Here is a 13,183-nt window from a genome sequence, read left to right on the forward strand (position 1 = left end):
GAACCCCCTACGTGCAGACTCAGAACCAGCAACGCGGCTTTACCCTGATTGAAATCATGGTGGTGGTGGTCATTCTCGGGGTCCTCGCGGCCCTGGTGGTACCGCAGATCATGAGCCGTCCCGATCAGGCCAAGGCCGCCGCCGCCCAGAGCGACATCAAGGCCATCGCCATGGCCCTGGACATCTACAAGCTCGACAACCACCAGTACCCCAGCAGCCAGCAAGGGCTCGACGCCCTGGTCAGCAAGCCCAGCGGCAACCCGCCGGCACGCAACTGGAACCCCGACGGCTATCTCAAGCGCCTGCCCATCGATCCCTGGGGCAACGCCTATCAGTACCGCGTGCCGGGCGCCCGCGGCACGGGCTATGACCTGTTCTCCTTCGGCGCCGACGGCAAGCTCGGCGGCGACGGCCTGAACGCCGAGATCGGCAACTGGGACCGCTGAGCGGTGCAACGCTCCCACAGCAAGGGCTTCACCCTGATCGAAGTGTTGGTGGTGGTGCTGATCATCGCCCTGTCCGCAGGCATGATCGGCCTGATCAACCCCGACTCCGCCAGCCGTCAGGCACGCCGTGAAGGCGATCGCCTGCTGGCGCTGCTGCAACTGCTGCGCCAGCAGGCGGTATTGAGCAACAGCGACTACGGCCTGCGCATCGAACCCGACGCCTACAGCGTGATGCGCCTGGATGACCAGGGGCAATGGCTGGCCGACCGCGACTGGCGTGCCCAGAGCCTGCCCGGCAGCCTGCGCCTGCGCCTTGAGATTGCCGAAGCCGGCCCGGCCCTGGGCCAGGCGGTTAGTCGCAGCGCCCTGCCCCAGCTGCTGGTGCTGTCCAGCGATGAAACCAGCGCCTTCACCCTGTGGATCGAGCACCGCAACAGCGCGCTGCTGACCCTGTCCAGCGACGGCATACAGGAGCCCCGACTTGAAACCGCGAACTGAGCGGGGTTTTACCCTGCTGGAAGTGATGGTGGCGCTGGCGATTTTCGCCACGGTGTCGATTGCGCTGTTCAGTGCGATCCAGCATGTGGCCATCAACAGCGGCAATCTGGCCGAACGCACCCAGGCCACCTGGATTGCCGACAACTACCTCAATGAACTGCGCAGCGGCATGCAGCCGCGCAGCAGCGGCCGCCAGCAACGACAGGTCGAGTTTGGCGGGCGCCGCTGGTGGCTGTTCAGCGAGATCGAAGCGGCGCCGGACTCGCGGCTGCTCAAGGTCAGCCTGCGGGTCTCGGCCGAGCAGGACCCGCAACGGGCCCGGCAGTACAGCCGCGCGCAGCTGCTGGGTTACATCGAGGCCAGCCCATGAACCAGCGCGGTTTCACCTTGCTGGAAGTGGTGGTGGCCATCGCCATCTTCAGCCTGCTGGGCCTGGCGACCTATCAGTTGCTGGACCGGGTGATGCGCAGCGACCAGCGCATCCAGACCCAGGAACTGCAATTGCGCCAACTGCAACGGGCCCTGAGCCTGCTGGAACGCGACCTGGTGCAGGTGCAACGTCACGCCCTCAAGGACGACCACAGCCATAGCCAGGCGCTGATCAGCCAGCCCCAGGGGCTGCGCCTGCTGCGCGGCGGCTGGCGCAACCCCCTGGACTATCCCCGCAGCCACCTGTTGCAGGTCAGCCACCGTTTCAGCGACGGCCAGTGGCTGCGCGAAGCCCAGGGCCTGGAACAAGGCAGCCTCAGTCAGGTGCAACCCTTGCTCAGTGGGGTCGAGCTGATCCATTTGCGCTTCATCGACGCCCTGGGCCAGCCCCATGACAGCTGGCCCATCGGCAGCGAGGCCCTGAGCCTGCCGGCCGCCGTGGACATTGAGCTCAGCGCGCCGGGCTTTCCCCAGATCCGCCGGGTCATGCTGCTGCCCGGCGGCGCTGAAGTGGACGAGGAACCGCCCCGTGAATAGGCCTCGCGCCCAACGCGGCGTCGCCCTGCTCAGCGTATTGCTGATCACCGCACTGGTGACCCTGGTGGTCAGCAACATGCTTGCCCGCCAGCGGCTCAGCCTGGCCAGCAGCAGCCACCTGGTGCAGCACCAGCAGCTCTGGCAACTGGCCCTGAGCGGCGAGAGCTGGGCCCGCAGCCAGTTGCTGGAAGATGCCCGCAGCGAAGGCGGCCTGCTGGTGACCCATCTGGGCCAGCACTGGGCCCGGCCGGCCCCGGCGTTCCCGATCGAAGGTGGCCGGCTGCAGATCCGGATCAGCGATCTGGGCGCCCGGCTCAACCTCAACAGCACGCTGGTGCCGGATGATGTGATCCCCCGGGCCCGCTACCAGCGGCTGCTGGCCCTGGCCGAGATCAAGCCCCACGACCCGGCGGCGCTGCTGCGCCCCCGGGATCGCCTGGGCCGCCCTTTGCCCCTGAGCGATATCAGCGAACTGCGGCCACTGTCAGAGGTGGGCGCCGACACCCTGCAACGCCTGGCGCCGCTGGTGGCGGCCTACGATCAGGGGCACATCAACCTCAACACCGCCGACGCCCTGGTGCTGGCCAGCATCGAAGGCATCGATCTGCCGACCGCCCGGACCCTGGCCCAGACACGCCCGGCCAAGGGCTACCCGACGGTCGCCGCGTTTCTCGCCAATCCCATGCTGCAGGGCCGGGACATCACCGCGCGCGGGCTGAGCGTCAACAGCCGCCAGTTCCGCGCCACCATCGACGTTGAGCTGCATGGCCGACGCCTGCGTCTGGTCAGCGACCTGCGGGTCATGAGTGCCGACCAGGTCCGCGTGCAGCAGCGCACCTTGCTGCCCTTGCCGCTCAACGACCATTCGCTTACCGAGTAACCATTGATGAGCCACTGGCTTTACCTTTCACCCCATACCCCGGGCGACCGCCCCTGGCATTGCCACTGGTGGTCTGCCGACAGCGCCCCCCGGGAAGGCGATCTGCAGCAGGCCGCCAAACACCTGCGCGGGCAGGCCTTCGCCCTGCTGCTGCCGATGGAGATGGCCAGCTTTCATCAGGTCAGCGTCCCGGCCCGCAGCGGTCGCTGGTTGCGCCAGGCCCTGCACAGCGCCCTGGAAGAACACCTGATCGACGACGTCGAGCATCTGCACCTGGCCCATGGCCCGTTGCGCGAGGGACGTCACTGCTCGGTGCTGGTCATCGACCGCGAGCGCCTGCAGCGTTGCCTCAAGCGCCTGGCCGAGCATGGGCTGCAACCGTCACGCATGCACATCGACGCCGACTGCCTGCCCCAGGACCGGCCACGCGCCCTGGCCTGGGACGGCCGCTGGCTGCTGGGCGGCAGCGCTGCCCTGCGCCTGACGCTCAACCCGCAGGAGCTCGGCGAACTGGGCCGGCTGCTGCCGGACGGGCTGCTGTGGCAGGGCGCCGAGGCCCCCACCCTCGACGGTGTCGAACCGCCGCACTGGCAAGCCGAAACGCAGCCCTGGCAAGTGCTCGGCCAGGGCTGCCTGCAGGCGATCGACCTGTGCCAGGGCCAGTTCCAGCGCCGTACCCGGCAGAGCGCCCCCTGGCGCGTGGTCCTGCTGGTGCTGGCGATGGCCGGCGGCGCGCAACTGCTGCAGAACGTCGGACACCGACTGTACCTGGAGCAGCGCAGCGACCAGTTGCACGCGGCCAGCCGCAGCCTCTGGCAAGAACGTTTCGCCGATGAACCGGCCAGCGCCGATCTGGCGCATCAGGTGCGGCTCAAGCAACGTCAGCACGTGCAGGAAGCCCCCGGCGTGGCCCTGCGCCTGTCGCAACTGGCACAACACTGGAGCGCCAGCGGCGGCGCCCTGTCTCAGATCCAGCGCCTGGATTACCAGGCCGAGGAAGGCTGGAGCCTGCAAGTCAGCGCCCCGGCCTTTGCCGATCTGCAACTGCTGCGCGAGGGCCTGATCAACCAGGGCCTGAACGTCAGCACCGATTCATCCGTGCGTGACGCGCAAGGCGTCTCCGCGCGTTTTCAAATCAAGGAGTAAGCGATGAAGCGCCCCATCGCCTCGATCCCGGCTCGAAACGCCCTGACGAACCCACTCCGGCAACGCTGGCAGCGTCTGGCAAAACGCGAACAACGGGCGTTGCAGGCCCTGACCGTCTTCGCCGGCCTGACCAGCCTCTACCTGCTCTGGCAACCGCAACAACAGGCTCTGGCCCAGGCCGAGCAACGCTATACCGAGGAAACGCAATTGCTTCACGATCTACAACAGCTACCCGCCAGCCCCTCCTCCCTTCAAGGCCCAGCCATTTCCGGCGATGCCCTGCCCGGCATGCTGGCCCGCTCCAGCAGCCAGGCCGGACTCAACCTCGAACGCATGGACCAGGAGGATCAGGGCCGGGTCAACCTCAGCCTGGAAGGCCCGCTCAACGGCCTGATCAGCTGGATCGACCAGCTGGAACAGCAGCACGTCTCGGTCCTGTCGTTCTCCATCGAAGTCGACAAGGACGCCATGGCCAGCGCGCGCTTGCAGCTGCACAGCCCTTGAAACCTCGTCATTCCTGAAACCCGGACAACAAAAAGCCCGCCGAAGCGGGCTTTTTTAGCGGCTCAACCAGCAGGATCAGTCATCGCGACCCATGATGCCGAACAGCTGCAGCAGGCTGACGAACAGGTTGTAGATCGATACATACAGGCTGATGGTGGCCATGATGTAGTTGCGTTCGCCGCCGTGGATGATGGCGCTGGTCTGGAACAGGATGCACACCGAGGAGAACAGCACGAAACCGGCGCTGATCGCCAACTGCAGGCCACTGATCTGGAAGAACAGGCTGGCCAGCACGGCACCCATCAGGACAAAGAAACCGGCGGTGATGAAACCACCGAGGAAGCTCATGTCCTTGCGGGTGATCAGCACATAGGCCGACAGACCGCCAAACACCAGCGCCGTCATGGCGAAGGCCGAGCTGACCACTTCAGCACCGCCCTGCATGCCCAGGTAACGGTTGAGGATCGGGCCGAGCAAAAAGCCCATGAAACCGGTCAGGGCGAAAGCCGACACCAGGCCCCAGGCCGAGTCACGGAGTTTGTTGGTGAGGAAGAACAGACCGTAGAAGCCGATCAGCACCACGAAGATGTTCGGGTAACCGACCCGCATCTGCTGCGCCACATAAGCCATGACACCGCTGAACGCGAGGGTCAGGGCCAGCAAGCCGTAAGTGTTGCGCAGGACGCGGCTAACCTCTAGCTGCTCGGCCTGCACGCCGTTGTTAACTGCGTAATCCTGTTCGCGCATGGCGACACTCCTGTTGGGGGAAACATTTAGTGGCAAGGATGATAACAGAGGCTCTGTAACTCGCGACGCAGAGAGTTTGACAGTGTGTTTCATTCGGGTATTATGGCGCCCGCAATGCGATCTGGAGGTGTGGCCGAGTGGTTTAAGGCAGCGGTCTTGAAAACCGCCGACTGTAACAGGTCCTAGAGTTCGAATCTCTACGCCTCCGCCAAATCTCAACGAGAAAGCCCTGATTTTTCAGGGCTTTTTTGTGTCTGGCGTCCAGGTTTGGTGCCATTCCACTCAAAGCGTTCCATCACTATTGTGGACGTGTTCCCTAACCAGCCCTCCTCCGGCGTCCTGCCGAACAAAAAACACACCACATCGCTACTCGACGCGGTATCACTACGCTGGCGCATAGAGGGTCCCGTCAACCTCCTCAACGCCATTGAAGTTCAAGCCAAGCTGCGCCATGCCAAATCTCTTCACCACTGAGCGTGCTGATGAATAGAAGCCCACAGGCGGCGCTATGCTTACGCTCCTAGCGTGAGGGCACAGCAATGTGCGGAAGACTTTCTCAGTATCGCGGTATCCACGACTTCGTCGCTGCCCTGAGCATGCCAGGGGCACTGGTCAACAGCGTTGGCGACCAGCCCCTGGGGCGCTACAACGTAGCGCCGACAATGCAGCTTGCCCTCTTCCATATTGCCGGCGAAGCGTTGCATGCCGACGCCGTGCGCTGGGGCTGGCGGCCGCACTGGGCGGATGATCGCGCAGCCCCGGTCAATGCCCGGGTCGAAAAAGTGGCCCACGGTCCGTTCTTCCGCCAGATCTGGCCGCACCGGGCCCTATGCCCGATCGACAACTGGTTCGAGTGGGTGGATGAAGGCGGCGCGAGGAAGCAGCCCTACCTGATCCGGCACCGCGACGGCTCCCCCATCCTCTGTGCCTCGATCGGACAACTTCCGGATCCAGAGCGAGGCCGCGCAGAGCACGACGGCTTTGTGATCATCACTGCCGACACCCAAGGTGGCATGGTCGATATTCACGACCGCCGGCCGGTGGTCCTGGCGCCGGACCTGGCCCGGGAATGGCTCGATCCAGCCACGCCGAAGGAGCGCGCCGAACAGATGGCCTTGCACCAGGGTGAGCCCGCCGACGCCTTCGAATGGTTCAGAGTCAGCACCGCCATCGGCAACGTCAGGAACCACGGGGCGGAACTGATAGAGCCTACGACCAAACCCGCCGGGGGCGATGTGGTGAACAACGGCTGATGATTGACAGGCCTCCCTATCGAGCCCGGCCCGGCACCGGGATTCTTCTATCTATACAGCGACCCACCTTGGTATCGTTGCGCCGCTATTCGGCAGGCAGCAAGGAAGCGGTGAGGAATGCATAAATGGAAAACTCTAGTGTTCGTCATCCTGGCATTGACCGGTGCTCAAGCCGCGGCGGAAAACAAGGGCTCCTATCAAAACTCGATGATGATGATAACACTGGCTCCAACCTTGCTTCTTTCAGGAACAACCGGACTATCTGAGCTGGCGGTGAAGCAATTCCAGCCTGCCAAGGCTGATGCACTGGCATTCGTAGGCTCAAATGGCGAGATTCGCGGCGCTCAATTCGAGCAAGCCGTTCGCTACTACCACTCGGCCTATGGCCAGCCGTACATGACCGACGAACAACTGGCCCTGGCAATCGCTACTACGCTCTGAAGTCTGTTCTCCTGGCATCACGTGCAGCGGCACAGGACTTCATCAAAGTCATGCCTGAAATAAAACCAGCCTCCCCACAGCACTTTCCTCAAGTTCCAGCGGACGGTTAGCCAAGCCGCGTTAGCGTAATTCAGCAGGCGCCTCCATGAGTTCTGTCAGTGGCCGAACAGGATTGGCCTGCACGCGTTCAAAAAGAGGCGGGGTTTTACCTTCCATTCGATAGATGCACGCCTTGATCAGCCGCCCCTTTCTGTTGTCCTTCGGTAGCTCAACAAAATGCCCGAATTTGCAGTTTTCTTCGTTGACGACATAGGCAGGATCCTCCGCCCAGAGCGAGAGAACCATCATTAGCAGAAACATTGATTGCAGTCCTTGGCGACACTTTGGGCCGGCTGTCTAACAGGCGTCGGATTCAACGGCAACCCTGCTCCCATCTTTGCGCATACAGGGCTCCTGTCGACCTGCCCAACGGACAGGATGCTGGACTTGGAATCGGCAGCCCTTATCATGCGGCGCTCTACTCGGCCCTCAGGGAAATAGACGCTGATGAACAAGGCCCGTGCCTGGTTACGCCGACCCGTTCCAACCTTGCCCGCTTGGTGTTCCGATAACGGCTTTCCAGCAACCCATCAGAGAAGTCCATATGACCCCCAATCCGATAATCGATAACGGATTACGCGTCGCGTTGGTGACAGGATCCACTTCCGGCATCGGTGCAGCCATTGCACGTGCACTCAGCCAGGCAGGCTATGCGGTGGTGCTCCATTCGCGAAGTTCTGCGGATACGGGACGCGCTATGGCCGCTGAACTGAAACAGGCTGTTTATGTACAAGCCGATCTTGCTGTTGAAGCTGACAGGGTCAGGCTTGTTAACGAGGCGATCGCCGCGTGGGGGCAGCTCGATGTATTGGTCAATAACGCTGGTATTAGCAGAGTCATTCCCCACGGCGACCTTGCTCGACCGCATCGACACTTCACGGATGGTCTTGGCAAGGTCAACCACCGGCGGGCAACGCCAGGCATCAGGGCTGATCGAGGGTATGGCCTATTCACTCAGCGGCGACCCCCGTCATCCCCTGGGCCCGGCTTTTGAACAATGGCGATCCCGCTTCGAAGCCTGGCAGGCCGGCCTGGGTGCGCAAGACCTCTGGAAGGCCGCCCGCAGCGTGCATTGAACAACCAAGAGACGCCGCGCACAGGCTGTTCGACAAGTGGTGTCCTCTTTTCCTTCAAGGCTCAAGTTGCACTTAATTGAACTGACGACACCTCAGCCAGGTTGCCGTTCACTGCCTTGCCGACAGCAAGAAACTGTCTGGACGCCAATGCGTTTCACCCTCATTGGCCGGCCATTCCAGTCAGGTCGCATGAAACAACGCCTCCCCTATCAGGTCCCCCATAACACCCTCACCCCAATCAACCACGCGGCCATGAATTCAAGGATCATGTACCTCCTCCCCCAATGCCTCGAACGGATAAACGCCCGAAAAAGTGGCGGGATGGGCGCGCTTGGTTCATTTGTCCAGATCCGCCAGGTTATGCATCCGTTCGCCTAACGCTCCTCGCAACCACGCCGAATGAAACTCCATTTCTTCCAGAGAAGTACCCTCGGCCAATCGGTATAGCGACTGCTTGCCCCTTGGCCCCTGACACAAAACGCTGAAATGGCCATCGCGGTCATAACTGGCGAACACGTAAGGGTAGATGCCAATGATGTCGCTATATGGCACCCGTACTTCGGTGGGCTTACGGCCGCGCCGGCTGACGGTAAGGGTCAGCAATTGCTGGTTTTCGTCGAACATGAAGGCCAGCACTCTGGGCACAGAGAAAATCCACGCGAAGACCAGTCCCATGAGCACGGTAAAGCCCAGCAGGAACTGGATGAGAAGCGCCGTTGTGAAACTCGACCCATCGCTGCGCGGTTCACCTAGCATCGCTTCGGCCCCCAGAAGGAGCAATATCGTCAGCACCAAGACCGGCAAAGACCAAAGCACCAAGAAACAGAACCCCATGATGGCCGCTCCAGCGCTGCCCATGATCGGCAAGTCCGGATCTTGCTGCCAAATAGGTGGGTGAGGAGCAAAATCGTCGTTGCCCGGCGCAGCTGGAGGCGCTGTGACAAGGCGAGATGGGCATTGGCGATTCATTGAGGAAGCTCCAGGAGTGCAGCGTAGACGGTACCACTACTGCCAGACAGTCGCCCTGGGATCGTCGGTTTTTTTCAACGCATTGATTGTTCAACGCCCTTCCCAGGGCCCACTGGCCAACGCCAGGCGCAGGTACAGCCCGGGCCGCAAGGTGGCTCTGCGACCTTCCCGTCCAGGAACGGCTCATGAAAAAGCCCCGCACGATGGCGGGGCTTGGTAACGTTCATGGTCAAATGCGTCGGGCTGAAACCCGGGAGACAGTGAAGCCGATCCGGGACCTCATTTCACGTCGGTGCTCACAACAGGCGCAAGCGCATCACCAGCTCCCCATCAATCACCTCGCCTGTCTCCAGAAAGCCTTCCGAAGCATATAGATTGCGCGCCTCCCTGTTGTCCGGCGCAACGCCGAGAGTGACCCAGGGACCGCCCGGCAATGGCCTCAGATAGGCCAAAAGTGCACGCAACGCGGCACGCCCATAGCCCATCCCCTGATAGCGTCGATCGACCATCAGCCGATAGATCCATCGGCCATTATCATCAGGGTCCAGGGCATGCATGAGGAAGCCAACCAGTTCACCGGAATGGCTAGCGCGCACCGCCAGGGGTTCACACCAAGGGCTTTGGTCGGCCTGTTCCAATGATTCTGCGTTGCTGGCAATGAAGTCACTTTGCTCGTCGCGCACTTGCAGCGCGCAACATTGCGCTTCTTCATCGCAAGTAGATACGGGGGTGAGGGTTACCGAGGGATAAAGCATTTGCATGTGGGTGTCTCCGCGGAGCAGTGATTGCCCCTCCAGAATTTTGTTGATGGTTCAGTAGTGGAAACATCGTTGGAAACTGGCTCATAGGGCACCTCCTTGTGTCTCGCGGAAAAACAAGCGCTTACTGGTCCGGCTCAAGCGGCGGCAAAATTCTAGAAAGCTGGCCTTATCGAATCAAGCGGCAACGCTGTGATTGTTCTGACAAGCAATAAAAAAACCGGCGAATATTCGCCGGTTTTCATCCCTCGCCGCACGCCGCTGCAGAGCCCTTGAGCGGCCCTGCCCGGCGATCGGCTCAATGCGGTGCGTTGAGGGTCAGGCGCATCTGGCGGTTCACATCCTTGTACAGCAGGTAGCGGAAGCGACCCGGGCCGCCGGAGTAGCAGGCCTGCGGGCAGAAGGCGCGCAGCCACATGAAGTCACCGGCCTCGACTTCCACCCAGTCTTGGTTCAGGCGATACACCGCCTTGCCTTCCAGGACATACAGGCCGTGCTCCATGACATGAGTCTCGGCGAACGGAATCACGCCGCCCGGCTCGAAGTTGACGATGTTGACGTGCATGTCATGGCGCATGTCGCTCATGTCGACAAACCGCGTGGTGCTCCAGCGACCTTCGGTGTCCGGCATCACCCGCGGCTCGATGTCCTGCTCGTTGGTGACGAACGCGTCCGGGTACGGCACGCCGTCGACTTTCTGGTAGTGCTTGCGGATCCAGTGGAAACGCGCCTCGGTGCCGCTGGTGTTGCGCAGCTTCCAGTCGGCCGCCGGCGGGATGAAGGCATAACCACCGGGCTTGAGGACGTGCTCCTGGCCCTGCAGGGTCAGGTTGACTTCGCCTTCGACGACGAACAGCACCGCTTCGGCGTTGGGGTCCTGCTCGGGCTTGTCGCTGCCGCCATTGGCGCCCACTTCGACGATGTACTGGGAAAAGGTTTCGGCAAAACCCGACAGCGGACGGGCAATCACCCACATGCGCATGTTGTCCCAGTGCGGCAGGTGGCTGGTGACGATGTCACGCATCACGCCCTTGGGGATCACGGCATAGGCTTCGGTGAACATGGCACGGTCGGTGAGCATTTCGGTCTGCGCCGGGTGCCCGCCGTGGGGTGCGTAATAAGTGGTTTTGGACATCGAGACTCTCCTCATTGTTGTTTTGCTGCCCCGTGCAGCAGCGCCGCCGGGGTCAACAAAGCTGCGGGTCGACACGCCACGAAGGGCGGCGCGGACCTCTGCTGTGCACCACGATATCCAGCGCCGCTTTCATGCACAAATTAAATACCGGAATCCGGCATATTCATTTATCAAATACCAAACAGACTCAGCCCCGGGTGTCCTGGGCCAGCACCCGAGACAATACCCGGGCCAACTCCTTGACCATGGGATCCGCCGCCGGACGGTGCAGCAACGCCACCTCGAACACATCCACCGACGGCAACCCGCTGCTGCGGGCCAGGACCTGATGCCCCGCCGTCACCGCGCGCATCGGCAGCAGGCCGATGCCCATGCCATCGGCAATCGCCGACTGCAGGCCACTGAGGCTGGAGCTGGTGAAACTGATGTGCCAGCGCCGGCCGATGGACTCCAGGGCATTGATCATTTCATCGCGGTACACCCCACGCGGCGGGAAGGTGACGATGGGCAGCGGGTCGAGGTCGATGCAGGGGTTTTTCGCGCTGTCCACCCAGCGGGTCTTCTCCGGCCAGCAGCCCAGGGCCTCGCGGCTGTTGCGCAGTTGCTTGAGCACCACCAGGTCCAGTTCGCCGCGGTCATAGCTGGCGCTCAGGTCGCGACTCATGCCGCTGGTGACTTCCAGCTTGACCTGGGGATAGCGGCGATTGAAGGCGGCCAACTGCTCGGTGGTGCGCCCCGCGGCAAAGTCATCCGGCACGCCGATCCGCACCGTCAGCGCCACCGTGGCGCCGGACAGCGCCTCAAGCATCTCGTCGTTCAGCGCCAGCAGGCGCCGGGCATACCCCAGCAGCGTGGCGCCGGCATCGGTGGGCAGGACATCGCGATTGCCACGCTCCAGCAGGCGGTGCCCGGCCATCTCCTCCAGGCGGCGGATCTTCTGGCTGACGGTGGACTGAGTCGAATGCAGACGACTGGCCGCCGTGGTGAAACTGCCGCAATCGGCCACCGTGACAATGGCCCGCAGCAAGTCGAGGTCGAACAGGCGGCTATTGGGTTTCTCGATGTTGCTCATGCAGGTATCTGTTTTCTGAATGCGAGGGCTCTTTCTACCGGTTCTTGTCCCGCGAGACAAATCCATGCAGCGGCCGTGGATATGCCATCATGCGCCACCACCGCTTACCCATCCGAGAAGGACATCAGGATGCAGTTCATCCCCCTGGTCGATGCCGACCCCGCCACCCAGGCCCACGTACGCACGCTGCGCAACCAGAAAGAGGTGCGCCAGTACATGTACACCGCCCACGAAATCAGCGAGCAGGAACACCAGCGCTGGCTGGAGTCGCTGCGGGGCAATCCGGCCCAGGCGGTGTTTGTGGTCATGGGGCACGGCCGGGCCCTGGGCATCGTGTCACTCAATGCCATCAATGCCCGCCAGAAAACCGCCGACTGGGCGTTCTACCTGGACGCCGAACAGCAAGGCAAAGGCCTGGGCAGCCAGATCGAATTCTGGATGCTGGACTACGCCTTCAACGAAGCCGGCCTGGAAAAGCTCAACTGCGAGGTGCTGGCCAGTAACCCGGCCGTCATCAACATGCACCTGAAATTCGGCTTCCAACAGGAGGGGCTGCGGCGCCAGAACATCCTCAAGGATGGCCAGCGCATCGACGTGGTCCTGCTGGGCATCACCAAGGCGGAGTGGCAGAGCAAACGTCCGACGCTCGAGCCCCTGATCGCCCGCCTGGGCCGCTAAGCCAGCAAGGGGCCCGGCAGTACTTGCGGGGTATCGGGCGCCCTGATCCCAACGGGAGCAGGTACTGGATCAACCCTTGTGGCGATTGCTTGCCCCGCCCCGGCATGCCTTGAAGGGTGGATTGGATTTGCCGATCACATAGACCCGCCCGCGACTGGCGATCTAGAGCATTGGCTCTAAAGATCGGCGCAAGACGGCCGTTATCTCTTATTCACCCCCCACTGAAGGATGCAGTGACATGGAAATAAACAACCGTCCCCTTCCCCCCCTGACCGCCGGCGGCTCTCAGCCCGGCATCAAGCTGCCTGACTCGGGCAAGGTGCTGACCCCACCGCCCCTGACGGCGGAACAGAAAGAGGCGCTGGAAAAACTCAGAGACAAGGCCAAGGAACAGCCTCAGCCACCGGCCACGGTCACGGCGCCAAAAACCTCGTTGATCGACGAAGTCGTCTGATCCACAAACTCGGACGGACACGGCAGCGCCTGGGCCGGTCCGTCCGCCATGGGAAAGGCCA

The 13,183-nt window shown here is 62.5% G+C and carries 17 protein-coding genes, 1 tRNA gene and 2 pseudogenes; 13 read left to right on the forward strand and 7 right to left on the reverse strand.

All coding sequences use genetic code 11. The features are described from left to right. Positions 1 to 11 precede the first annotated feature (11 nt). Genes gspG through gspM form a run of 7 tightly spaced genes read left to right on the forward strand, consistent with a single transcriptional unit; the run spans position 12 to position 4,440 of the window. Positions 12 to 446, forward strand: coding sequence for a type II secretion system major pseudopilin GspG (gene gspG / locus POS17_RS19195; RefSeq protein ID WP_060840043.1), 435 nt, complete (start codon positions 12 to 14; stop codon positions 444 to 446). A gap of 3 nt (positions 447 to 449) precedes the next feature. Next, positions 450 to 944, forward strand: coding sequence for a type II secretion system minor pseudopilin GspH (gene gspH / locus POS17_RS19200; RefSeq protein WP_060840044.1), 495 nt, complete (start codon positions 450 to 452; stop codon positions 942 to 944). Next, positions 928 to 1,314, forward strand: coding sequence for a type II secretion system minor pseudopilin GspI (gene gspI / locus POS17_RS19205; RefSeq protein WP_231978971.1), 387 nt, complete (start codon positions 928 to 930; stop codon positions 1,312 to 1,314). Before gspH ends, gspI begins: the two co-directional genes overlap by 17 nt. Beyond that, complete coding sequence (gene gspJ / locus POS17_RS19210; protein WP_060840045.1) at positions 1,311 to 1,910, forward strand: type II secretion system minor pseudopilin GspJ; 600 nt, start codon at positions 1,311 to 1,313, stop codon at positions 1,908 to 1,910. The genes gspI and gspJ overlap by 4 nt, the downstream gene beginning before the upstream one ends. Then, positions 1,903 to 2,790 (forward strand): type II secretion system minor pseudopilin GspK, encoded by an 888-nt coding sequence (gene gspK, locus POS17_RS19215; protein ID WP_060840046.1) that lies wholly within the window; start codon positions 1,903 to 1,905, stop codon positions 2,788 to 2,790. The genes gspJ and gspK overlap by 8 nt, the downstream gene beginning before the upstream one ends. A gap of 6 nt (positions 2,791 to 2,796) precedes the next feature. Continuing rightward, on the forward strand, positions 2,797 to 3,936 hold the full coding sequence (gene gspL / locus POS17_RS19220) for a type II secretion system protein GspL (protein WP_060840047.1): 1,140 nt from the start codon (positions 2,797 to 2,799) through the stop codon (positions 3,934 to 3,936). A 3-nt stretch (positions 3,937 to 3,939) separates the two neighbouring features. After that, on the forward strand, positions 3,940 to 4,440 hold the full coding sequence (gene gspM / locus POS17_RS19225) for a type II secretion system protein GspM (protein ID WP_060840048.1): 501 nt from the start codon (positions 3,940 to 3,942) through the stop codon (positions 4,438 to 4,440). A gap of 75 nt (positions 4,441 to 4,515) precedes the next feature. Here the strand turns inward: gspM and POS17_RS19230 are convergent, their stop codons facing one another. Then, a complete protein-coding gene (locus tag POS17_RS19230; protein WP_011062013.1) occupies positions 4,516 to 5,187 on the reverse strand; it encodes a Bax inhibitor-1/YccA family protein in 672 nt (223 codons plus the stop codon). A 123-nt stretch (positions 5,188 to 5,310) separates the two neighbouring features. Between POS17_RS19230 and POS17_RS19235 the strand changes: the two genes are divergently transcribed. The 3 genes from POS17_RS19235 (at position 5,311) to POS17_RS19245 (ending at position 6,881) form a co-directional block, all read left to right on the forward strand. After that, positions 5,311 to 5,398: transfer RNA gene (locus tag POS17_RS19235), tRNA-Ser, on the forward strand. 328 nt (positions 5,399 to 5,726) lie between these two features. Continuing rightward, complete coding sequence (locus POS17_RS19240; RefSeq protein WP_060840049.1) at positions 5,727 to 6,440, forward strand: SOS response-associated peptidase family protein; 714 nt, start codon at positions 5,727 to 5,729, stop codon at positions 6,438 to 6,440. A 117-nt stretch (positions 6,441 to 6,557) separates the two neighbouring features. Next, positions 6,558 to 6,881, forward strand: coding sequence for a DUF2388 domain-containing protein (locus tag POS17_RS19245; protein WP_047305084.1), 324 nt, complete (start codon positions 6,558 to 6,560; stop codon positions 6,879 to 6,881). 120 nt (positions 6,882 to 7,001) lie between these two features. Here the strand turns inward: POS17_RS19245 and POS17_RS19250 are convergent, their stop codons facing one another. Next, positions 7,002 to 7,241, reverse strand: a complete 240-nt coding sequence (locus POS17_RS19250) for a hypothetical protein (RefSeq protein WP_060840050.1) — start codon at positions 7,239 to 7,241, stop codon at positions 7,002 to 7,004. 283 nt (positions 7,242 to 7,524) lie between these two features. On the opposite strand from POS17_RS19250, the pseudogene POS17_RS31145 reads away from it, so the two are divergent. Next, positions 7,525 to 7,881: pseudogene (locus POS17_RS31145) on the forward strand (SDR family NAD(P)-dependent oxidoreductase); the annotation flags it as partial. Between the two features lie 511 nt (positions 7,882 to 8,392). On the opposite strand, the gene POS17_RS19260 reads toward POS17_RS31145, so the two are convergent. The 4 genes from POS17_RS19260 to POS17_RS19275 all read right to left on the reverse strand — a co-directional run bounded on the left by POS17_RS19260 (position 8,393) and on the right by POS17_RS19275 (position 11,990). Beyond that, on the reverse strand, positions 8,393 to 9,025 hold the full coding sequence (locus POS17_RS19260; protein WP_060840052.1) for a hypothetical protein: 633 nt from the start codon (positions 9,023 to 9,025) through the stop codon (positions 8,393 to 8,395). Between the two features lie 296 nt (positions 9,026 to 9,321). Further along, positions 9,322 to 9,786, reverse strand: a complete 465-nt coding sequence (locus tag POS17_RS19265) for a GNAT family N-acetyltransferase (RefSeq protein ID WP_060840053.1) — start codon at positions 9,784 to 9,786, stop codon at positions 9,322 to 9,324. A gap of 295 nt (positions 9,787 to 10,081) precedes the next feature. Beyond that, positions 10,082 to 10,918 (reverse strand): bifunctional allantoicase/(S)-ureidoglycine aminohydrolase, encoded by an 837-nt coding sequence (locus POS17_RS19270; protein ID WP_047305085.1) that lies wholly within the window; start codon positions 10,916 to 10,918, stop codon positions 10,082 to 10,084. Between the two features lie 187 nt (positions 10,919 to 11,105). Further along, positions 11,106 to 11,990 carry a LysR family transcriptional regulator gene (locus POS17_RS19275; RefSeq protein ID WP_060840054.1) on the reverse strand — a complete coding sequence of 295 codons (885 nt, stop codon included), beginning with the start codon at positions 11,988 to 11,990 and terminating at the stop codon, positions 11,106 to 11,108. Positions 11,991 to 12,119: 129 nt separating this feature from the next. Here POS17_RS19275 and pseH point away from each other — a divergent pair, with 129 nt between their 5' ends. Further along, a complete protein-coding gene (gene pseH / locus POS17_RS19280) occupies positions 12,120 to 12,668 on the forward strand; it encodes a UDP-4-amino-4,6-dideoxy-N-acetyl-beta-L-altrosamine N-acetyltransferase (RefSeq protein ID WP_060840055.1) in 549 nt (182 codons plus the stop codon). A 69-nt stretch (positions 12,669 to 12,737) separates the two neighbouring features. On the opposite strand, the pseudogene POS17_RS32375 reads toward pseH, so the two are convergent. After that, a pseudogene (locus tag POS17_RS32375) lies at positions 12,738 to 12,830 on the reverse strand (type B 50S ribosomal protein L36); the annotation flags it as partial. 76 nt (positions 12,831 to 12,906) lie between these two features. Here POS17_RS32375 and POS17_RS19285 point away from each other — a divergent pair. After that, positions 12,907 to 13,122: a hypothetical protein gene (locus POS17_RS19285; protein WP_060840056.1), complete on the forward strand. Its 216-nt coding sequence runs from the start codon at positions 12,907 to 12,909 to the stop codon at positions 13,120 to 13,122. Positions 13,123 to 13,183: the final 61 nt, after the last annotated feature.

It is taken from the genome of Pseudomonas sp. Os17, from assembly GCF_001547895.1.
Taxonomy (GTDB): Bacteria; Pseudomonadota; Gammaproteobacteria; order Pseudomonadales; family Pseudomonadaceae; genus Aquipseudomonas.